This window comes from Paludibaculum fermentans, assembly GCF_015277775.1.
GTDB lineage: Bacteria > Acidobacteriota > Terriglobia > Bryobacterales > Bryobacteraceae > Paludibaculum > Paludibaculum fermentans.
Genome location: NZ_CP063849.1, coordinates 6,661,862 through 6,681,564, shown reverse-complemented (window position 1 = coordinate 6,681,564; position 19,703 = coordinate 6,661,862). Strand labels below are relative to the sequence as shown.

Genomic DNA, 19,703 nt, shown 5'->3' with positions numbered 1-19,703 from the left:
CCTGAGCCACTCGCGCCTTGGCCGGGCGAGTTCGCCAAAATTTCGGGTTCATTCGTTCCCAGAGTTGGACGCGCGGACGAGCCCGAGGTTATCGGCAAAAAGAGCCCTGGAGGCGGAGGCGTTGGCACGCGCGTATGCTGGAGAGGATTGATTAAGAGCAGTATCGAGGTCCGACCATGTTCCGTGCCGTTTTGTTCCTTCTCTGCCTGACTGCCGTGGCGCAGGTTCCTCAGGTTCCCGACAAGTTCTTTTTCGAAGAGGGCAAGATCCGTGTCCTGATCCTGACGGGACGGAACAACCACGATTGGCGGACAACCACTCCGTATCTGAGGCAGGTTTTAGAGGTCACGGGCCGTTTCGATGTCCGCGTGACGGAAGAGCCATCGGGCCTGACGGCTGAGACACTGCGACCCTACGACGTGCTGGTGTCCAACTACTGCGGACCACGCTGGGGCGTGCAGGCCGAAAAGGCCGTGGAAGAGTTCGTAAAGGGCGGCAAGGGCCTGGTGGTGGTGCATGCGGGCAGCTATCCCTTTGGCGAGACGGCGGTCCTGAGCGAGAAGATGGGCCGGACCGATGTCTACCAGCCGGCGTGGACCGCCTGGGGCGCGATGGTCGGAGCCGTATGGTCGGACAAGGATCCGAAGACCGGCCATGCCCAGCGGCATGCTTACCAGGTGAAGTGGCAGGATGCGGGGCATCCGGTCGCGGCGGGGATGGCGCCCACATTCCTGCTGAGCGATGAGCTGTACCACAACTTCCGATTGAAGCCGGCCGTACACATTCTGGCTACGGCTTTCGATTCGCCCACCATCGGTGGCAATGGCAAGGAGGAGCCGCTGCTGTGGACCAACGCCTACGGCGCCGGCCGTGTCTTCCATACGGCGCTGGGCCACGATCTGGATGCGATGCAGTCGCCAGGCTTCACCGCCAGCTATGCGCGCGGCGTGGAATGGGCCGCAACAAGGGCAGTGACGCTGCCTGCGCAGTTGAATCTGCATCCGGTCAACAAGGACGCGCTACGCGTGCTGCTGGTGGCGGGCGGGCACGATCACGAAACGTCGCTGTACGGTGCGTTCGAGGGCTGGCGCGATGTGAAGGTCAACGTGGATCCGCATCCGGCGGCATTCCGAGGCGATCTGCGGAAGCGGTACGACGTGGTGGTGCTTTACGACATGATCCAGGACCTGCCGGAGGCGCAACGAAAGAACCTGCAGGACTATGTGGAATCAGGCAAAGGGTTGATTGTGCTGCACCATGCGGTGGTGAGCTTCCAGTCCTGGCAATGGTGGTGGAAAGACGTCGTGGGCGGCCACTATTTCGAGAAAGCAGCGGGTGAGTATCCGGCCTCTTCTTACCTCCATGACGTGGAGATGGTGGCGACCCCGGTGGGCACGCACGCAATCACAAAGGGCCTGCCGCAGATGCGCGTGTTCGATGAAACGTACAAGAACGTGTGGCATGCCCCGGGCATCCAGCCGCTATTGACGACCGACGAGAAGACATCGGACAGGGAACTGGCGTGGATCAGCCCGTACGAGAAGTCGCGTGTGGCGGTGATCCTGCTGGGGCATGGACGCGAAGCGCACGAGAGCCCGTGGTTCCGGAATCTGCTGCACCGGTCGATTGTGTGGGCCGGATCCAGATAATCGGTTAGGGCTGGGATTTGCCGAGCCCGGCCTGATAGACATCGTGCAGGCGCAGGATGCCCAGGGCGCAGCCATGGGGGTCGACCACAGGCAGGAGGGAAAGCTGGCGTGGACGCCTCTCCATCAGCACCAGCGCCTCGCGGAGGGTGGCCGCGGGCTGCACGGTGAGCGGACGGGCTGTCATGACGTCGGCGGCACGCAGGGTCCGGATGTCGTCGTGATGTTCCAGGGCACGGCGCAGATCGCCATCGGTGATGAGGCCGGCTAGCGACCGGTCTGGATTCAGCACGCAGGCGGCGCCAAGCGATCGCTGGGTCATGGCGATGACGACCTCGCGCACGGTGGTTTCGGGCGTCACCCAAGCAACTGCATCGCCGGTGTGCATGGCGTCGCGCACGTGAAGGCGAAGGTTGCGGCCCAACTGGCCTGCCGGGTGAAAGACGCCGAAGTCCTCCGGACCGAACTGGCGGGCCTTCATCAGCGAGACGGCCAGGGCATCACCCAGGGCTGCGGCGACAATCGCGCTGGCGGCAGGCACGAGATTATGAAGGTCGCCTTCCTGATCGACCTGGGCGTCGAGCACGGCCTGGCAGACACGAGCCAGCGGGCTGTCGGTCTTGCCGAGGATACCGATGCAGGCCACACCGGCCTGCTGGAGGCGGGGCACGAGGCGGATTAATTCCTCCGTCGCGCCGCTCTTGGAGATGAGGATGAGGACATCGCCGGATTGTACGAGGCCGAGGTCGCCGTGGACGGCCTCCGCGGGGTGCAGGAATGAGGCGGGCGTACCGGTGGCGCAGAGGGTTGCGGCGAGTTTGCGGGCCACGTAGCCGCTCTTGCCCATGCCCGTGGTGATGACTCGGCCTTCGGCCTCGAGGATGAGGCCGGCGGCACGTTCGAAATCGTCGCCCAGACGTTCGGAAGCCCGCGCGATGGCGCGGGCTTCCGTTTCCAAAAGATGGCGGGCGGCCGGCAGCATGCTACTCGGCCGGTGCGGGCTCCGGAGGGGTTGTCGGGGCTTCCTTCACGGCGTGTTCAAAGAGGAAGTTCAGCGTCTTCTCCGTGATGATGCGATTGGCGATCCGGGAGAGGGAGCCGTCCTTCTCCATGCGCATACGGGCCGCGGCGACGGGTTCGCGCTTCTGGCGGGCAATGCGCTGGACTTCTGCATCCATCTCTTCGTTGGTCACACCAATGCTCTCGGTGGTGGCCAGCTTGCCCAGCAGCAGGGAGGCCATCACGTCGCGGCGGGCCTTATCCTTCTGCGTGTCCTTGAGCTTGGTCCAATCGAGCTTGATCTTGCTGGTATCGATGCCCTGCGCCTGCCATTGGCGCATCTGGCTCTCCACCGTGTTTTCGATCTGATTGTCGACGTACGCGTCGGGCACCGGGAAGTCGTGCATGTCGACAAGCTTGTCGATGAGCTTGTTCTTGGCTTCGTTTTGGGCGGCGAACTCGCGCTCGCGGAAGATGGCCTTGCGGATCTCTTCGCGTAGTTCGGCGATGTTCTGGAAGTCGCCCAGGTCCTTCGCAAAGTCGTCGTTGAGCTCGGGTGCTTCCTTGAGCCGGATCTGGTTCAAGGTGACAGCGAACTTGACCGTCTTGCCGGCCAGGCGCTCGGCCGCGTAATCGGCCGGGTAGGTGATCTCGGCGTCGTTCACATCGCCGGGCTCAGCACCGCGCAGGGCGTCGCTGAAGGCCTGGAACGTGTCCTTGCCGCCGATTTCAATATTGATGTCGTCCTGCGTCATGGGTTCGCCGTCGATGCCTTCAATGGAGCGGAGCGAAACCAGGCAGTGGTCGCCATCCTGAGCGGGGCGGGGGTCGACGTTGACGAACTCGGCCTTGCTCTCACGGATCTCTTCGATGCGGGCGTCGATGTCGGCTTCTTCGACGACGGGCTCAGCGTATTCGACGGTCAGCCCGCGCGTTTCCTTCAGCTCAAACTCGGGCGCGACTTCGAACTCAGCCTTGAAGTGGACCGCTTCGCCTTCGTGGAAGTGAAGATCCTTGACGTTTGGCCGGCTGACGACGTGGAGGTTCTCCTTCTCGCATTCCTTGTCCAGGTACTTCGGGATGAGGTTCTCGAGAGCCTCCTGCCGGATGTCGCCCATGAACTTGGAGCGGATGATCGACGCCGGAGCTTTGCCCGGACGGAAACCTTGAATGTGCGCTTTGGCGCGAACCTTCTCGACTACCTTCTCGATCTCCGCGGCGACGGCGTCGGCCGGGATATGGATGTCAAGAGAGTGCTTACAACCTTCGATGAGTGCCAATTTCCAAGAACCTCCACACACCAAAAGGCGGGCCTCAAAGGCCCGCCCAGTAGTGGCTGAATTTGCCAGTTGATCGTTTCGGCGCGAATGAGCCTGAACTAATAGTTTCGCACGGTTTAGCTACGCGCTGCTGCCGCAATGCGCGCATCTTCCCGCAGGCCATCGGCCTTGTCGGTGAGTTCCCAGGTAAAGCCTTCGCCGGTACGGCCGAAGTGGCCGAACGCGGCAGTGGCCCGGTAGATGGGACGCCGCAGCTTGAGATGCTCGATGATGCCCTTGGGCGTCAGCGGGAAGTGGGCGCGAACGAGCTCGGTGAGGCGCTCTTCGTCGATGAGGCCGGTACCGAAGGTGTTCACCAGGACGCTCACCGGATCGGCCACGCCGATGGCGTAGGCGAGCTGAACTTCGGCGCGCGAGGCGAGGCCGGCGGCGACGATGTTCTTGGCGATGTAGCGGGCCATATAGCAGGCTGAACGGTCGACCTTCGTCGGATCCTTACCGGAGAAGGCGCCGCCGCCGTGACGGCCCATGCCGCCGTAGGTGTCGACGATGATCTTGCGGCCGGTGAGGCCGGTATCGCCATGCGGACCACCCACTTCGAAGCAGCCTGTGGGATTGATGTGGTACTTGGTGTTGGCGTCCACCATGTCGGCCGGAACCACCTTGCCGATGATGTCGGACTTGATGGCTTCCACCAGCCCGTCGGGCATGGCATTCGGCTTATTGGGGTTGGGGTCGTGCTGGGTGGAGACGACGATGGCGTCGATGCGGGTAGGCTTGCCGTTCACATACTCCACGCTCACCTGGCTCTTGCCGTCGGGGCGGAGGAAGGCGACTTCCTTGTTGTTGCGGGCGTCGGAGAGGCGATGAACCAGCTTGTGCGCCAACATGATGGGCAGCGGCATTAGTTCCGCGGTCTCGTCGCAGGCATAGCCGAACATCAGGCCCTGGTCGCCGGCGCCGCCGGTATCCACGCCCATCGCGATGTGCGGCGACTGGCCGTGCAGCAAGTTAATGACGGAACAGGACTTATAGTCAAACCCGTACTCTGAGCTGGTAAAGCCGATATCCTTGATGACTTCACGGGCCAAGTCCGGGATATCTCTGAAGAACTTCAGGTTCGTGGTGGTGATCTCACCGGCCACGATACAAGTGCCCGTGGTCACCAGAGTCTCGCAGGCCACCCGCCCGGTAGGATCTTCCTTCAGGATCGCGTCGAGAACTGCGTCGCTTACCTGATCGGCAATCTTATCGGGGTGTCCTTCAGTGACGGACTCCGACGTAAATATGTGTCGGCTGACGTCGGCCAATGCAAATCCCTCCTGGGAATGTCAGTTTGCTCCCGGGGGCTCTGCGAAGCAGGCCACGGGCGTTTCGGGGTTCCACAGCCAGTCTAGCGGACGAATTTCAATAGCGTCAATGACCGGGGAGTAAAGGGGGATCGGCCCGGCTGAATGGTGAGAAATGAGGGGTGAGTGGAGGAACGGCCGACGGAGGTCTAAAGTTAGGATTGACGGTGGAGGTCTCCGTGGTGCGAATCATTCTTCCTTTGTTTGCCTTATTGACCTGGGGCAATGCAGCCTCAGTGCAGCAGCCTTGCAAAGTTGGAGGCGATGTTTCGACTCCCATTCCCATCGTCCGGGAGGAACCCGTGTACACCCAGGCTGCCCGTGCGGCCCGCATCAATGGTACGGTCTTCCTCACGTTGGTCGTGGATGAGACCGGCGTCCCTGCGCAGATCAAGGTCGAACGGTGGCAGCTGAAGAAGAAACGCGGAGGCAAACTCGTTTCCGATCCGATGGGACTGGATCAGGCCGCTATCGGCGCGGTGGGTCAGTGGAGATTTCGGCCCGCCAGGAAGGACGGGCAACTGGTCCCGGTCCGCGCCAAGGTCGAGATCACTTTCCGCCAATGAGCCCAGGGGGACCTACTGGTCGCGGTGGACTGTGTCCGGCGTGAAGGCAGGGAGACAGACGGCGATGTATTCGGCGCCCTCCGGCCTTGGCGTGGAATAGCGGATCCATTCACCCACCCTCGTGTGTACGGCCTGGCCGGCCTCCACATCGAGCGCTCCGCCTTCAAACTCAACCCGCAGCATACCTTTCAGTACGACGGTGAACTCGTCGAAATCGGGCCGCTGTCCAGGTTCCAGCCAACCGCCCGGTGAACGCATGTGCGCGACCGAGACTGCAGGGTCACCCGAGTTCACGCATCCAACATACTCATCAATCAGCTTGGGCAGAGTTCCGGCGGATTCAATGCGAGTGGGCGCGGCGATGAGTTGGGGCATGGCTCAATGATAATAAGCCGGTTGCCCCGCGAGAGGCAACCGGCTACCGGAAAGTACAGAATCAGGGTCAACTTAGTTGGCGGTGCCGACTGAGATCTTGACGCTCTTCGGCTTAGCCACTTCCTTCTTCGGCAGGGTGACTTTCAGGACGCCGCTGTCGAACTGCGCGGAAACCTTGTCGACGTCGACGGTCTCAGGCAGGCTGAAGACGCGCTGGAAGGCTCCGTAACTCCGCTCGATGCGGTGGTAGCCGCCCTTCTCCTGTTTCTTCTCAAACTCCCGCTTGCCACTGAGGCTGAGGGTACCGTCCTCGATCTTGATGTCGATCTCCTCGAGCTTGACGCCCGGGATATCGGCGGTGAGGGTGAGCTCATTCTCATTCTCAGCGATATCGACAGCGGGCGACCAGGGGCGCGACGTAGGCGACTCGGAGAGGAATCGATTGAGGGTGTCCTCGAAGAGGGAGAGACCAGCCGCGGGGAAGGTCTCGAAAGCGGCGAAGGGGTTACGACGAGTGAGGTTGCTCATATCTACTGATCTCCTATCAAGAACTTCTTACAATCCAAATATACGATCTATTGCAGTTCCTGTCAATACTATATTAGTCCCTTTCGCTCATATTCCTGGACGCCTTCGCCGGAGGCCAAGTCAACGTCCTGCATATACAAAAAAAGCGGGCGCTCCGAAGAGCGCCCGCTTCATGCTCGAACTATTTGTAAGTGGTTGAAACTACTCGGCTGCTTCGCCGCCCTCTTCAGCTTCGCGCCCTTCGCGCATAGCCTTGAGGCGTTCTTCGCGGCGCTTGGCCCGATCTTCGGCACGTTTGATCAGCTGCGAACCGACGAGCTGCAGGATAGCCTGCTCCGCACCATCGCCCTTGCGCCAACCCACACGAACGATCTGCGAATAGCCCCCGTTGCGCTGGGCAAAACGGGGCCCCAGCTTGTCGAACAGTTTCTTGACCGAAGCCGGCGTCATCAGGAACGATGCAGCCTGGCGACGGGTATGAAGCGTGTCCTGCTTGGCAAGAGTGATCATCTTTTCAAGCAACGGCTTGGCCGCTTTGGCCTTGGGAATGGTAGTAACAATCCGCTCGCCTTCGCTCTCAATCACACTGGTGACCAACCCGCGCAGGAGGGCACGGCGGGCGCTCGTGTCCCGCTTTAACTTAAAACCAGCTCTCTTGTGTCTCATTTCGCTTCTCCTTGGCTCTCCTGCGAGTGTTACTCACCCGCCAACTGGGCATTCTCGTCTTCTTCGTCGTCGCCGGTAATCGGGCTAGGCGAACCGCTGGGCCCGATCAGACGGCCGGACGCGTCGATTTTCATGCCGAAGGAGAGTCCGAGCCCGGCGAGGATCTCCTTGATTTCATTCAACGACTTGCGGCCGAAGTTCTTCGTCCGCAACATTTCGGCTTCCGTCTTCTGGACAAGATCGCCGATCGTTTGGATATTCGCGTTTTTCAGGCAGTTGTACGAACGGACACTCAACTCGAGCTCTTCAACAGAGCGGTTCAGAATCTCGTTCATATGGCCAGCGGCGCGTTCCACCGGCTCTTCCACCACATCGGGGGTTTCCTCGAAGTTGATGAAGATCGCCATGTGGTCCTTCAGGAGCTTGGCGGCCATGCCAACCGCATCCTGGGGAGAAACTGCGCCGTTCGTCCACAACTCGAGGATCAGCTTGTCGTAGTCCGTCATCTGGCCTAGACGAGCTGCCTCGACGGTGTACTTTACCTTGCGGACAGGAGAGTGAACGGAGTCGATGGGGATATAGCCGACGGGCAGGTCTTCATCGAAGTTGCGGTCCCGGCTGATGTAGCCACGACCCTGCTTCATGCGCATTTCGATGTGGAGCTTGCCAGCGGCCGAGACAGTTGCAATATGGAGGTTCCGGTCAAGGACCTCCATGTCGGGTCCCGTTTCAATCATCGCCGACGTAACTTCGCCGGGCTGATCAACGCGCAGAGTGATGGTCTTGACACTATCGTCCATCATCTTGAACGGAACCTGCTTCAGGTTCAGGATGATGTCCGTGGCGTCTTCCACCACGCCGGGGATCGGGCTGAACTCATGCTCGACGCCGTCGATGCGGACCGCGGTAATCGCGGCCCCCTCGATGGAGCTCAGCAGGATGCGGCGCAGCGCGTTGCCGATGGTCGTCCCGAAACCGCGCTCGAACGGCTGCGCGGTGAACATGCCATACCGTTCGGTCAGAGTTTCGGTATTTGCGACCAGCCGCTTGGGTTTCTGGAATCCTTTGAACATCGCACGCTCCTCTTACTTCGAGTACAACTCGACGATCAGCTGTTCTTCGAGCTTGATCTGGACGAGATCTTCGCGCTTCGGTTGGGATAACACGCGCGCCTTCAGATTCTCACGATCTACCTCGATCCAGTTGGGGGCGGGCAGGTGGGCAGTTGCCTCGATGGCACCCTGGATAGCCGAGTTCTGCTTCGACTTCTCGCGCACCTCAACAACGTCGTTGGGCCTCAAGATATACGAAGGGATGTCAACTTTGTGGCCATTGACGGCAATGTGTCCGTGACGGACAAACTGGCGGGCCATCGCCCGCGACGTGCCAAAACCAATCTTATGGACGATGTTGTCCAAACGGCGTTCCAGCATGCTGAGCAAGTTCTCGCCGGTAACGCCCTTTTGGCGGACGGCCTTCTCAAACAGATTGCGGAACTGGATTTCTCCGACGCCGTAGAACCGCTTCGCCTTCTGCTTTTCGCGAAGCTGCAGGCCATAGCCGACGATCTTCGGCTTACGGTCTTTACCATGCTGTCCTGGAGGGAAATTGCGCTTTTCGATGGCACACTTTTCACTGAAACAACGTGCGCCTTTTAGGAAGAGTTTCATGCCCTCGCGCCGGCACTGCCGGCAAACGGGACCAATGTAACGAGCCAAAGGACCTCCTTCGAACTACCTGCGGATGAGGTGCAGTTTACGGAATGCTGGGGAAGCACTCCTTCATCCTGCTTAACATGAGGACGCCGGGCGCAAGGCCCGGTCCTCAATTCCTGGCCATATGAAGGCCATCTACAATATTACACCCTTCATGCGCCGCCTGCACGTTTCTCGCCAACTGCGGGAAACACAGCAGCCCGAAGACACTCCACGATCAGACGCGGCGCTTCTTGGGCGGGCGGCAGCCGTTGTGCGGGATAGGCGTTGTGTCGCGGATGGTGCGAACTTCAATGCCGGCGGTAGCCAGGGCGCGAATCGCGGACTCACGGCCGGAGCCGGGACCGGCAACCCGCACTTCCACTTGGCGAAGACCGCTTTCCTTCGCCTTATTGGCGGCGGTGAGGGAAGCCTGCTGAGCGGCGAAAGGCGTGCCTTTGCGCGAACCACGGAACCCGAGGGAACCAGAACTGGACCAAGCCAGCGTGTTGCCGATGGGGTCGGTGAACGTGACGATCGTGTTATTGAACGTGGCCTGGATGTGGCAGTAGCCAACCGGTACGCTCTTTTTCTCCTTCTTCTTGAAGGATTTCTTCTTACTGGCCTTAGCTTGCTGTTTCGCCATCTTGAACGTCCACTCCTATCCTGCGCTCGAGCTCCGCTTACTTCACTCCGGCTTTCTTCTTGTTGGCCACAGTGCCACGGCGCGGACCCTTCCGCGTTCTGGCATTCGTGTGGCTGCGCTGACCGCGCACCGGCAGGCTGCGGCGGTGGCGCAGGCCTCGGTAGGAACCCATCTCGATGAGCCGCTTGATGTTCATCGAGATCTCCTTGCGGAGATCGCCTTCCACGGCCCCTTCGTCTTCCAGGATCTGACGGATGTGGGCTACTTCTTCTTCAGACAAATCCGCGATCTTCTTGTTCGGGTCGATATGAGCCCGGTGCAGGATCGACTTCGCACGGGTGCGCCCGATCCCATAAATGTAAGTAAGGCCAATTTCAGCCCGCTTGCGAGCCGGCAGATCCACACCTGCGATACGCGCCATAGCTTTCCTCGATTCTCCTACTAGCCCTGCCGCTGCTTATGCTTGGGGTTCGTGCAAATCACCCGAACCACACCTTCGCGGTTGATAATCTTGCACTTATCGCACATTTTTTTGACCGACGCCCGAACTTTCATCTCGTGCCTCTTCTAGTCGTTCTTCAGAACTTTTACGATCCGTCCACGGTTTGGGTCGCTGAAGGTCAATTCCACTTCGACTCGATCCCGCAGCCGGAGCCGCACAAACCCACGCTGAACCGCCGAAGCCAGATGGGCAACCACCCGCCGACGATCCGCCAGCTCCACCAGATAAGTCGAAGCCGGCAAAATCCCCACCACTTCACCGCTGGCGCCAGGCCCGCGGACCGCACTTACGGACGGGTCAGAACCCATGGGCCGTTGGCGGTGACCGCTACACAGTGTTCGAAGTGGGCCGCATTGCTGCCATCCTTCGTAACCGCAGTCCAGCGGTCGGACAAAACCTTGGTTTCGGGCCGGCCCGCATTGACCATCGGCTCGATGGCCAGCACCATGCCCTCTTTCAGTCTCGGATTCTCGTTGCGGCGGTCCACATAGTTCGGCACTTGCGGCTCCTCATGCAGCGAAGTCCCGATCCCATGCCCCACAAACTCGCGAACGATCGAAAATCCGTTCGAAGTGACGTGCCGCTCGACGGCACTGCAGACGTCAAACAGCCGGTTACCGGCCTTCATCTGCCCAATGGCCAGTTGCAGCGACTCCTCGGTCACCCGCAACAGCTTCTTCACCTCGTCACTCACATCACCTACCGGAACCGTCACCGCCGAATCACCGAAGTACCCTTCCAGGCTGACCCCTGTGTCGATCGAAACGATGTCGCCCGACTTCAATACCCGCTTGGCAGAAGGCATCCCGTGCACAACTTCATCATTGACTGAAGTACACAGAACAAAGGGGAACTTACTCCCCGCCGCAGGCACGTAATAACCTTTGAACGCAGGCTTTGCCCCTGCGTCCTTCATCATTTTTTCGGCCACGACCTCCAGGTCGTGCGTCGAAACGCCCACCTGGGCCATTCCAGAAACCTGTTGAAGGATCGCGTGCACCAGCAGGCCGGCGCGCCTCATCTTTTCAAGTTCAGCTGGACTCTTCCGGATAATCATTCCAAACTCAATACCGCACAAACACCCGACAGGATCACCTGCGGACTCCCTACGCTGCCATCCACCTCGTAGAACGCATCACCAGATGCGGCGAAGTACGCCAACAATGGGCTGGTCTGGCGGTCGTAAGCCTCTAACCGCTCGCGAATCACGCTTTCCCTGTCGTCCTCTCGAACCACCAACCGGCTGCCCTCGTTGTCACAGACATCGGGGGACTTGGGCGGGTGCGAAGTGAGGCTGTACAATGCGCCACAGACAGGACACTGCCGGCGGCCCGCTATCCGCGCGATTATCCTATTGTAATCCACTTTCAGGTGGATCACCACCGGCTCAAATCCGCGTGCCCGCAATTCACCGTCCAAAACTTCTGCCTGCTGAATCGTCCGGGGGTATCCATCCAGGATGAATCCGCCAGCACAATCCGGCAAAGAGATCCGGTCGTTCACCAGCCGGTTGACGACTTCGTCTGGCACCAGCCGGCCTGCCTGCATCAGATCCTTCACCTGCAACCCCAGGGGGTCACCGGTGGCGATCCGTTCTCGGAGCATATCCCCCGTGGAGATATGGGGTACCTTAAGCTGCTCTTTCAAAAGAGCCGCCTGGGTGCCTTTCCCCGATCCCGGAGGTCCGAACAAAATCAATGCCTTCGGGAGTTTCCCGCCCGTTTGCCGCATACGCACCCTATTGCTGAACGCCTCGGCGGGCGCTCTCCTCAAACTGGGAGGAGCCCGAAACGAATTCCATGACTACGTCCCGCTACGCCGGCCACGAATGCGGCCCGCGCGCGGAGTAAACCCTTCATAATGGCGCATGATCAACTGCGCTTCCACCTGATTCACCGTGTCCATGGCGACGCCCACGACGATCAGCAGCGAGGTGCCGCCGAACACGAACGTGACGCCCAGGCCATCCAGCAACCAGCGCGGGAAATTGGCATCAATCCAGTTCCCGAGAATGGCAGGGGGCAGGTGCTGCAGCTTGATGCCGCCAATCATCAGTTCCGGGATGAGCGACAGGATAGCAAGGTACAGACCGCCAACGACAGTGATGCGAGTCAGGATCTTGTTCATGTAGTCGGCCGTGTTCTTGCCCGGCCGGATACCCGGGATGAAGCCGCCGTACTTACGCATATTGTCGGCTGCTTCGTTCGGGTTGAAGATGATGCTGACGTAGAAGAACGAGAAGAAGATGATCAGCGTGATGAACAGGATGATGTACAGCGGTTCACCACTGCGGATCGAACTCAGGAAACCGGACAGCCACTTGTTGTTTGCGATGAACGGGATGTTCAGCATCGTCAGCGGGAACGCCAGCAGCGAACTCGCAAAGATGACAGGGATCACACCGCCGGCATTCACCTTCAGGGGCAGGTGGGTGGACTGGCCACCCATCATGCGCCGCCCGACCACGCGCTTGGCGTACTGAACCGGGATGCGCCTTTCACCACGCTCCACAAGGACGATGAAGGCAACCACGGCCACCATCATGATGAGAATGATGAGCAACTGCAGCGGGTGCCAGGTGTTCGTGACGAACGTATTCTGATAAACGTTGCCGATGGCGGCGGGCAAACCGGCCACGATGCCGGCGAAGATGATGAGCGACATGCCGTTGCCGACACCGCGCTCAGTGATCTGCTCACCCAGCCACATGATGAAAGCCGTACCCGTGGTCAGCGTCAACATCGTCAGGGAAATGAACCCGAAGCCGGGATTCACAACGAAATTGCCCTGCCCCTGGAGAGCCGTCGCGATGAACAGCGACTGCATCAGGCCCAAGCCAACGGTCAGGTAACGAGTCCACTGCGTGATCTTCCGGCGTCCCAGTTCGCCTTCCTTCTGGAGCTTCTCCAGAGTAGGCACCACGATCGTCAGCAATTGCAGGACGATCGAGGACGTGATGTACGGCATGATGCCGAGAGCGAAGATCGTCAGTTTACGGAACTGACCGCCGGAAAACAAATCCAGGAATCCGAAGAGTGTCCCCTGATTGCGCCGGAAGAACTCTTCGAACTTGATCGCGTCCACGCCTGGGATCGGGATCGCCGCTCCCAACCGGTAGACTGCGAGCAGGCCGAGCGTAAACAACACGCGGTTCCGCAGATCGGGTACCCGGAAGATGTTGGCCAGAGCTTCGAAAAACTTTTGCATGGGCTGCCTTGCTGATGCGAATGCGCCGCCATGCTCCCGGCACGCGGCGCTTCCCGAAACGATTACTTAGCGGGCTTTTCCTGGCGGACCTTGGGGGGGATCACCGTGACGGTGCCGCCGGCGGCTTTGATCTTCTCCTGGGCTGCTTCCGAGAAGAGGTGCGCTTCCACCGTGATGGCGCGCTTCAATTCCCCATTAGCCAGGACCTTCAAACCATCGCCCAACTTCTTGATGATGCCGGAGGCCTTGAGACTGGCAGGCGTAAAGCTGTCGCCTTCCAGCTTCTCGAGGGTTCCCACGTTGATGACGGCAAAATCCTTCTTGAAGATGGCATTCGAGAAGCCACGCTTCGGCAGACGGCGGTGAAGCGGCATCTGGCCGCCTTCAAAACCGCGCATCTTGGAGTAGCCGCTGATCGACTTGGCGCCTTTGGCACCGCGGCCGGAGTACTTACCGCGACCACTGCCCATACCGCGCCCGACGCGGCGCTGGGTCTTGACTTGCCCCTTTGGCGGTCTAACTTCGCTGAGGTTCATGGCAATCCTATTCCCTTACTCGGAGACGACTTTCAGCAGATGGGGCACCTTGATCGCCATCCCGCGAAAGCTCGGCGTATCCGGCTTTTCGACCACTTGGTTGATCTTGTGCAGTCCGATCGCCCGCACAATCCGCTTGTGCTTTTCGGGGCTACCGATCGGGCTGGAAATCAGCATGATTTTAATAGTGGCAGCCATGTTAGAGATTCTCCACGGCCAAGCCACGCAACTCGGCGACGGCCGCTTTGTCGCGGAGCTGGTCCAGAGCAGCGATGGTCGCCTTCACAACATTATGAGGGTTGTGCGTGCCGAGTGACTTGGTGAGCACGTTGTGAATTCCGGCTGCCTGGATGACGGCGCGGACAGGGCCGCCCGCAATGACACCAGTACCTTCGGGAGCCGGCTTGAGCAGTACAGCGCCCGAGCCGAACTTGCCCAGCACAACGTGGGGGATGCTGCTGCCCACGGTGTTGACGTGGTGCAGATTCTTCTTGGCCGCCTCGATACCCTTCTTGATGGCCGAAGGAACTTCCTTCGCTTTGCCGGTGCCGAATCCAACCACCCGCTGGTCCGGATCGCCCACCACCACCAAGGCCGAGAAGCTGAGGTTCTTACCGCCCTTGACCACTTTAGTCACGCGGTTGATGCTGACAACCTGTTCTTTCAGGTTGAACGCCTTCGGATCGATTTTCTTAACAGGAACGGCTGCCATGGTTAGAACTCCAGTCCGGCTTCCCGGGCAGCATCGGCCAAAGCCTTGATGCGCCCGTGGTACAGATAACCGCCGCGGTCGAAGACCACTTTGCTGACGCCTTGTGCCTTGGCGCGCTCGGCGACGAGCTTGCCGATCTCCTTGGCTCCGGCGAGGTTGCCGCCAGTCGCGGTCGCATTCGTTTCGGAGCTTGACGCCGAGACGATGGTGCGGCCAGCGCGGTCGTCGATCACCTGCGCGTAGATGTTTTTGATGCTGCGGAATACCGCTAGGCGGGGCCGCTCCTGCGTACCCTTCACCCTTTCGCGGATCCGGACGTGAATCCGCCGGCGGCGCGAATCTTTATCGATGGAGCGCTTCATTTCTCAATACCCTCCCGCGACTACTTTCCGCCCGCGCCGGTCTTGCCGACCTTCTTGCGAACAGCCTCACCCGTGTAACGGATACCCTTCTGCTTGTAGGGCTCCGGTGGGCGCAACGCGCGGATGTTTGCCGCAACCTGGCCCAGTGCCTGCTTGTCGATGCTGGTCAGCACCAGGTGCGTATTCTTGTCCACTTTGCAGTCGATGCCGGGCGGCAACAGGAATTCGATCGGATGCGAATAGCCCAGCACGAATACAATAACGCTACCTTTTACTTCAGCGCGGTAGCCGATGCCGACGATGTCCAGCTCGCGGGTAAATCCAGCGCTCACGCCGGTTACCGCATTCGAAGCCAATGCCCTCGTCAAACCATGGAGGGCAGCGTATTGGTCCCCGTCCCGCTTGATATCCAGCACCGCATCGTTCTTCTCGATGCGCACGCCGTGCGGAATCGGTACCGTGAGCTTACCCTTCGGACCTTCCACCTTCATCTCCGCGCCCAGCGTCACTTTGACGCCGGTTGGCAGCGGGATAGGCTTTTTTCCAACTCGTGACATTCCTTAACTCCAGTCCGCTTTCCAGGAAACCTGTAGATTTCCAGACTTGAATAAATCCGGCCGGCCTAGTAGACCTGGCAGAGAATTTCGCCGCCCACGCCTTCCTTGCGCGCGGCCTTACCCGTCAGGAGGCCTTTCGGCGTGGTCAGGATGTTGATACCCAGACCACCTAGCACCTTCGGAATCTCGTCACTACCGACGTACACGCGGCAGCCGGGGCGGGAAACCCGCTCGATGATGGAAATCACCGGCTGATTGGCCGCAGTGTACTTCAGGTACACGCGGATCGCCTTGTGATTGCCTTCATCCACAATCTTGTAGTTGAGGATGTAGCCTTCATCCTTAAGAATGCGGGCAATCTCGGTCTTCAGCTTCGAGGCCGGTACGTCCACCTTCGGGAACTTAGCTTTCATGCCGTTCCGGATGCGCGTGAGCATGTCGGCGATGGGATCGGAAACCATGACTTAAACTCTTCCTGTCGTCCTTAGCTATTGCTTTCACTCCGGCGTGCTTTGGCGGGTTCTCTACCAGCCAGCTGCGCCGATTGGATCCAACGGAGGGCGCCTACCAGCTCGACTTCGTCACGCCCGGGACTTCCCCGGCGAGCGAAAGCAGGCGGAAGCAGATGCGGCAAAGTTCGAACTTGCGCATGTAGCCCCGGGGCCGGCCGCAGCGCTTGCAGCGATTGCGGTGCCGGATCGCAAACTTCGGCTTCTTGTTATCCTTGGCAATTTTCGCCGTGGTCGCCATTCTTATCTAGCTCCTTATTCGCCTGGCCTAGTTTTGCCGGAACGGCATCCCCAGCAACTTCAGCAGCGCCTTGGCCTCGGCATCGGTCTTTGCCGTGGTCGTGATGCAGATGTTCATACCCTTGGTCTTCTCGACCTTGTTGTAGTCGATCTCAGGAAAGATCAACTGGTCCTTGATCCCAAGCGTGTAGTTGCCGCGGCCATCGAAACTCTTCGTTGACACGCCCCGGAAATCGCGAACGCGGGGCAGTGCCACATTGAGCAACCTGTCCAGAAATTCGTACATCCGGTCGCCGCGCAGCGTCACCATGGTCCCAATCGACATGCCCTCGCGCAACTTGAACGCTGCGATGGACTTGCGTGCCTTGGTGATTACCGGCTTCTGACCAACAATCGCGCCCAGTTCGTTGACGGTGCCGTCAACCATCTTGGGATTCTGCGTTGCCTCGCCCAGCCCGATGTTCACCGTGACTTTTTCCAGCTTCGGGACGGCCATCACGTTGGAGTAGTTAAACTCCTTCGTCAGTGCCGGGACCACAGTGGTCACGTATAATTCTCTCAGTCTCGCCTTCGTTGCCATTGCTTGAAGCTTCCTCTCAGCGTTTCCTCGCCCTACTTCTTGTCGAGGGTCTCGCCGGTCTTGCGTGCGATGCGAACACGACGGGTTTTGCCGCCAACCGTCTCCACCTTGACCCCAATCCGGGACGTATGCCCGTCGTTGGTTACGATCATGACGTTCGAAGCATGAATGGGCGCTTCGCGCTCGGCAATGCCACCCTTGATGCCCTGGCCCGGATTCGGCTTGATGTGCTTCTTGGACATCTGCACACCTTCCACCAGAATCCGGCCGGTCTCACGGTTCACTTCCAGAACACGGCCAACCTTGCCCTTGTCACGCCCCGCAATCACCTTCACGGTGTCGTTCTTGCGGATGCGGATCTTAACTACTTCTTTCGGCTCGTTATGCCGGTTTGCCAGACGGCCCGCCATGGTTAGATTACCTCCGGAGCGAGCGAAACAATCTTCATGAACTTCTTGTCACGCAACTCACGCGCGACGGGACCGAAGACGCGGGTGCCGACAGGCTCGCCGAGGTCGTTGACCAGCACAGCCGCGTTCGAATCGAAGCGAATATAGGTGCCGTCCTTGCGCCGTGTTTCCTTGCGCATGCGTACGATTACGCAACGGACGACCTTCCCCTTCTTGATGTTGGAGTCCGGGGCGGCCTCTTTAACAGCCGCGGTGATTACGTCACCCAGGCCCGCTTGCAGGCCCTTATCGCCACCGCGGGGCAGAATGCAGCTCAGCCTGCGGGCGCCGCTGTTGTCGGCCACCTCGAGGATTGTTCTCATTCCAATCATGGCAGTATCCTCGTTTCCCTTTTAAAACCTTGCCGGCCTGCGGCTACTCCGCCAGTCCCGCAACACTGGTGTCCACCGCGCGGCGAACGATCTCGCCCAGGGTCCAGCGCTTCAACTTGCTCAACGGCCGGCTCTCGATGATGCGCACCACGTCGCCCACCTTCGCCGTCCCGTTCTCGTCGTGCGCGTAGAACTTGTTGCGCTTCGACACAATTCGCTTGTACAGGGGGTGCGGCACACGTCGAGTCACTTGCACCACGATGGTCTTGGCCATCTTGGTCGAAACGACCTCGCCCACCTTCTCGTTTTTGTGGTTGGCTTGCACTTCGGCCATGAGTTACTTTGCCTCCCCGGCGGCTTTCAGTTGGCGCTGGCGCTGCACCGTGTTGATGCGTGCCCGGTCCTTCTTCAGCTCGCGGTACTTCTTCAGGCCTTCCATCTGCCCCATGGACATCTGGAACTTGAGCCGGAAGAGCTGCTCTTCCATTTCCTTGACCTTGGAGGCCAATTCCTTCTCGTCGAGTTCCCGAATCTTTTCCGCTTTCATAGCGATAGTTCCTTGTTCCGGCTTAGCCTTTCACCCGGATTAACCAACCGTGTCCTCGCGGGTAATCAGCTTCGTACGGATGGGCAGCTTCATTGCCGCAAGACGCATTGCTTCGGCGGCCAGTTCCTGCGTCACGCCTTCCATCTCGAACATGATTTTGCCAGGGCGAACGACGCACACCCACTGCTCCGGTGCGCCCTTGCCCTTACCCATACGCGTTTCAGCAGGCTTCTTCGTGATTGGCTTGTCCGGGAAGAGGCGAATCCATACTTTGCCGCCACGCTTGATAAAGCGTGTCATTGCAATACGAGCCGCTTCAATCTGCCGGTCCGTCACCCAGCCCACCGTCATGGCCTTCAGGCCGAAATCGCCGAATGACAGCGTTGAGCCGCGCCACGCCTTGCCGGCGCGACGGCCGCGCTGCTGCTTCCTATACTTAACCTTCTTCGGCATCAACATGGGTCGTAATCTCCCTGACTAAACTCGTGTCCCTTACTCGGCCGCGGTGTCGGCAGCCGGGGTCTGGGCCTCAGGTTCCGGCTTCCAGCTGGGAGCCGTGGGCTGCGCCACCGGGGGCACGACACTGCTCGCAACAGGCGGTGCCGCTTGCACCGGAGCCGCATCCGCACTCACCGTGATCGGCGCCGGAGCGTTGTTCCGCTCCACGCGGTCGCCACGATCACCGGACGGCCGACGTTCACGCCGATCGCCGCGGTCACCACGATCCCCACGGTCGCCGCGCGGATTCCGCCGGGGCTCATCCGTCCGCGTACGGCGCGAGAACCCATCGGTCGAAACCTCACCCTTGTAGACCCAGCACTTTACACCAATCACACCGTAGGTCGTGTAAGCCTGGGCAAATCCGTAATCGATGTCGGCGCGCAGGGTGTGCAGCGGCAGTTGCCCCTGCAGATACCACTCACTGCGTGCAATCTCAGCGCCGTTCAGGCGGCCGGAGACGCGAACCTTGATACCCTTGCAGCCGAAACGCAGGGCGCTTTCAACCGCCTTACGCATCGCACGCCGGAACGCTACGCGCTTTTCGAGCTGCAGGGAGATCGACTCCGCCACCAGCTGCGCGTCCATCTCAGGCTTGTGAACTTCCTGGATATCAATGAAGACTTCGCGCTTCGTCTTCTGAGCCAGCTCCGTCTTCAACTTCTCAATCTCCGCGCCCTTGCGGCCGATGATCAGGCCAGGTCGGGACGTGTGGATCGTGATGCGGAGTTTGGAGCCGCCGGGGCGCTCCACTTCCACCGAGCTGACGCCCGCAGCCTTCAGCCGCTCGCGGAGCGACTCCTTCAGCTCGAGGTCCTCATGGAGGAGCTTTGCGTAATCTTGGGTGGCGAACCAGCGAGAGCGCCAGTTTTTGGTGACGCCCAACCGGAAACCGTAGGGATGAACTTTCTGACCCATGCGCT

General features: G+C 60.0%; 30 protein-coding genes and 1 pseudogene. 2 read left to right on the top strand and 29 right to left on the bottom strand.

Annotated elements, in window-relative coordinates:
• The first annotated feature begins 176 nt into the window (after window positions 1–176).
• Entirely contained in the window at window positions 177–1,649 is a 1,473-nt protein-coding gene (locus IRI77_RS26375) for a ThuA domain-containing protein (RefSeq protein ID WP_194447984.1), read from the top strand.
• A gap of 4 nt (window positions 1,650–1,653) precedes the next feature.
• On the opposite strand, the gene IRI77_RS26370 is transcribed toward IRI77_RS26375, so the two are convergent.
• The 3 genes from IRI77_RS26370 to metK form a co-directional block, all read right to left on the bottom strand.
• Entirely contained in the window at window positions 1,654–2,628 is a 975-nt protein-coding gene (locus tag IRI77_RS26370; protein ID WP_194447983.1) for a KpsF/GutQ family sugar-phosphate isomerase, read from the bottom strand.
• A 1-nt stretch (window position 2,629) separates the two neighbouring features.
• The gene (gene tig, locus IRI77_RS26365; RefSeq protein WP_194447982.1) at window positions 2,630–3,925 is read right to left on the bottom strand and encodes a trigger factor; all 1,296 of its coding nucleotides are present in this window, start codon (window positions 3,923–3,925) and stop codon (window positions 2,630–2,632) included.
• Between the two features lie 116 nt (window positions 3,926–4,041).
• Complete coding sequence (gene metK, locus IRI77_RS26360; RefSeq protein ID WP_194447981.1) at window positions 4,042–5,235, bottom strand: methionine adenosyltransferase; 1,194 nt, start codon at window positions 5,233–5,235, stop codon at window positions 4,042–4,044.
• A gap of 221 nt (window positions 5,236–5,456) precedes the next feature.
• Between metK and IRI77_RS26355 the strand changes: the two genes are divergently transcribed.
• A complete protein-coding gene (locus IRI77_RS26355; RefSeq protein ID WP_194447980.1) occupies window positions 5,457–5,840 on the top strand; it encodes an energy transducer TonB in 384 nt (127 codons plus the stop codon).
• Window positions 5,841–5,852: 12 nt separating this feature from the next.
• On the opposite strand, the gene IRI77_RS26350 is transcribed toward IRI77_RS26355, so the two are convergent.
• The 26 genes and pseudogenes from IRI77_RS26350 to rpsC all read right to left on the bottom strand — a co-directional run.
• Window positions 5,853–6,215: a cupin domain-containing protein gene (locus tag IRI77_RS26350; protein WP_194447979.1), complete on the bottom strand. Its 363-nt coding sequence runs from the start codon at window positions 6,213–6,215 to the stop codon at window positions 5,853–5,855.
• Between the two features lie 72 nt (window positions 6,216–6,287).
• Window positions 6,288–6,743 carry an Hsp20/alpha crystallin family protein gene (locus tag IRI77_RS26345; protein WP_194447978.1) on the bottom strand — a complete coding sequence of 152 codons (456 nt, stop codon included), beginning with the start codon at window positions 6,741–6,743 and terminating at the stop codon, window positions 6,288–6,290.
• Between the two features lie 201 nt (window positions 6,744–6,944).
• Complete coding sequence (gene rplQ, locus IRI77_RS26340; RefSeq protein ID WP_194447977.1) at window positions 6,945–7,409, bottom strand: 50S ribosomal protein L17; 465 nt, start codon at window positions 7,407–7,409, stop codon at window positions 6,945–6,947.
• A 29-nt stretch (window positions 7,410–7,438) separates the two neighbouring features.
• The gene (locus IRI77_RS26335; RefSeq protein WP_194447976.1) at window positions 7,439–8,482 is read right to left on the bottom strand and encodes a DNA-directed RNA polymerase subunit alpha; all 1,044 of its coding nucleotides are present in this window, start codon (window positions 8,480–8,482) and stop codon (window positions 7,439–7,441) included.
• 12 nt (window positions 8,483–8,494) lie between these two features.
• Window positions 8,495–9,127, bottom strand: coding sequence for a 30S ribosomal protein S4 (rpsD, locus tag IRI77_RS26330; protein WP_194447975.1), 633 nt, complete (start codon window positions 9,125–9,127; stop codon window positions 8,495–8,497).
• 214 nt (window positions 9,128–9,341) lie between these two features.
• Window positions 9,342–9,749, bottom strand: a complete 408-nt coding sequence (gene rpsK, locus IRI77_RS26325; protein WP_194447974.1) for a 30S ribosomal protein S11 — start codon at window positions 9,747–9,749, stop codon at window positions 9,342–9,344.
• Window positions 9,750–9,786: 37 nt separating this feature from the next.
• Window positions 9,787–10,170, bottom strand: a complete 384-nt coding sequence (rpsM, locus tag IRI77_RS26320) for a 30S ribosomal protein S13 (protein WP_194447973.1) — start codon at window positions 10,168–10,170, stop codon at window positions 9,787–9,789.
• A 20-nt stretch (window positions 10,171–10,190) separates the two neighbouring features.
• Window positions 10,191–10,304 carry a 50S ribosomal protein L36 gene (rpmJ, locus tag IRI77_RS26315; RefSeq protein ID WP_194447972.1) on the bottom strand — a complete coding sequence of 38 codons (114 nt, stop codon included), beginning with the start codon at window positions 10,302–10,304 and terminating at the stop codon, window positions 10,191–10,193.
• 12 nt (window positions 10,305–10,316) lie between these two features.
• Window positions 10,317–10,559, bottom strand: coding sequence for a S1 domain-containing protein (gene infA / locus IRI77_RS38725; protein WP_407674000.1), 243 nt, complete (start codon window positions 10,557–10,559; stop codon window positions 10,317–10,319).
• Window positions 10,538–11,308, bottom strand: a complete 771-nt coding sequence (gene map / locus IRI77_RS26305) for a type I methionyl aminopeptidase (protein WP_194447970.1) — start codon at window positions 11,306–11,308, stop codon at window positions 10,538–10,540. Before map ends, infA begins: the two co-directional genes overlap by 22 nt.
• The gene (locus tag IRI77_RS26300; RefSeq protein WP_194447969.1) at window positions 11,305–11,982 is read right to left on the bottom strand and encodes an adenylate kinase; all 678 of its coding nucleotides are present in this window, start codon (window positions 11,980–11,982) and stop codon (window positions 11,305–11,307) included. The genes map and IRI77_RS26300 overlap by 4 nt, the downstream gene beginning before the upstream one ends.
• 72 nt (window positions 11,983–12,054) lie before the next feature.
• On the bottom strand, window positions 12,055–13,458 hold the full coding sequence (secY, locus tag IRI77_RS26295; protein WP_194447968.1) for a preprotein translocase subunit SecY: 1,404 nt from the start codon (window positions 13,456–13,458) through the stop codon (window positions 12,055–12,057).
• A gap of 62 nt (window positions 13,459–13,520) precedes the next feature.
• Entirely contained in the window at window positions 13,521–13,994 is a 474-nt protein-coding gene (rplO, locus tag IRI77_RS26290; RefSeq protein WP_194447967.1) for a 50S ribosomal protein L15, read from the bottom strand.
• A 15-nt stretch (window positions 13,995–14,009) separates the two neighbouring features.
• On the bottom strand, window positions 14,010–14,192 hold the full coding sequence (gene rpmD, locus IRI77_RS26285; RefSeq protein ID WP_194447966.1) for a 50S ribosomal protein L30: 183 nt from the start codon (window positions 14,190–14,192) through the stop codon (window positions 14,010–14,012).
• A gap of 1 nt (window position 14,193) precedes the next feature.
• Complete coding sequence (rpsE, locus tag IRI77_RS26280; RefSeq protein ID WP_194447965.1) at window positions 14,194–14,706, bottom strand: 30S ribosomal protein S5; 513 nt, start codon at window positions 14,704–14,706, stop codon at window positions 14,194–14,196.
• 2 nt (window positions 14,707–14,708) lie between these two features.
• Window positions 14,709–15,068 carry a 50S ribosomal protein L18 gene (gene rplR / locus IRI77_RS26275; RefSeq protein ID WP_194447964.1) on the bottom strand — a complete coding sequence of 120 codons (360 nt, stop codon included), beginning with the start codon at window positions 15,066–15,068 and terminating at the stop codon, window positions 14,709–14,711.
• A 20-nt stretch (window positions 15,069–15,088) separates the two neighbouring features.
• On the bottom strand, window positions 15,089–15,625 hold the full coding sequence (gene rplF / locus IRI77_RS26270) for a 50S ribosomal protein L6 (RefSeq protein ID WP_194447963.1): 537 nt from the start codon (window positions 15,623–15,625) through the stop codon (window positions 15,089–15,091).
• A 65-nt stretch (window positions 15,626–15,690) separates the two neighbouring features.
• Window positions 15,691–16,086, bottom strand: coding sequence for a 30S ribosomal protein S8 (rpsH, locus tag IRI77_RS26265; RefSeq protein WP_194447962.1), 396 nt, complete (start codon window positions 16,084–16,086; stop codon window positions 15,691–15,693).
• A 103-nt stretch (window positions 16,087–16,189) separates the two neighbouring features.
• A complete protein-coding gene (locus IRI77_RS26260; protein ID WP_194447961.1) occupies window positions 16,190–16,375 on the bottom strand; it encodes a type Z 30S ribosomal protein S14 in 186 nt (61 codons plus the stop codon).
• Window positions 16,376–16,402: 27 nt separating this feature from the next.
• Window positions 16,403–16,954: a 50S ribosomal protein L5 gene (gene rplE, locus IRI77_RS26255; RefSeq protein ID WP_194447960.1), complete on the bottom strand. Its 552-nt coding sequence runs from the start codon at window positions 16,952–16,954 to the stop codon at window positions 16,403–16,405.
• A 32-nt stretch (window positions 16,955–16,986) separates the two neighbouring features.
• A complete protein-coding gene (gene rplX / locus IRI77_RS26250; protein ID WP_228486324.1) occupies window positions 16,987–17,364 on the bottom strand; it encodes a 50S ribosomal protein L24 in 378 nt (125 codons plus the stop codon).
• A gap of 2 nt (window positions 17,365–17,366) precedes the next feature.
• Window positions 17,367–17,735 (bottom strand): 50S ribosomal protein L14, encoded by a 369-nt coding sequence (rplN, locus tag IRI77_RS26245; protein WP_194447959.1) that lies wholly within the window; start codon window positions 17,733–17,735, stop codon window positions 17,367–17,369.
• Between the two features lie 43 nt (window positions 17,736–17,778).
• Window positions 17,779–18,069 (bottom strand): 30S ribosomal protein S17, encoded by a 291-nt coding sequence (gene rpsQ, locus IRI77_RS26240; RefSeq protein WP_194447958.1) that lies wholly within the window; start codon window positions 18,067–18,069, stop codon window positions 17,779–17,781.
• A 3-nt stretch (window positions 18,070–18,072) separates the two neighbouring features.
• Window positions 18,073–18,282 (bottom strand): 50S ribosomal protein L29, encoded by a 210-nt coding sequence (gene rpmC / locus IRI77_RS26235; protein WP_194447957.1) that lies wholly within the window; start codon window positions 18,280–18,282, stop codon window positions 18,073–18,075.
• Window positions 18,283–18,321: 39 nt separating this feature from the next.
• Window positions 18,322–18,741: a 50S ribosomal protein L16 gene (gene rplP, locus IRI77_RS26230; RefSeq protein WP_194447956.1), complete on the bottom strand. Its 420-nt coding sequence runs from the start codon at window positions 18,739–18,741 to the stop codon at window positions 18,322–18,324.
• Window positions 18,742–19,077: 336 nt separating this feature from the next.
• Window positions 19,078–19,698, bottom strand: a pseudogene (gene rpsC, locus IRI77_RS26225) (30S ribosomal protein S3); the annotation flags it as partial.
• Between the last annotated feature and the right edge of the window lie 5 nt (window positions 19,699–19,703).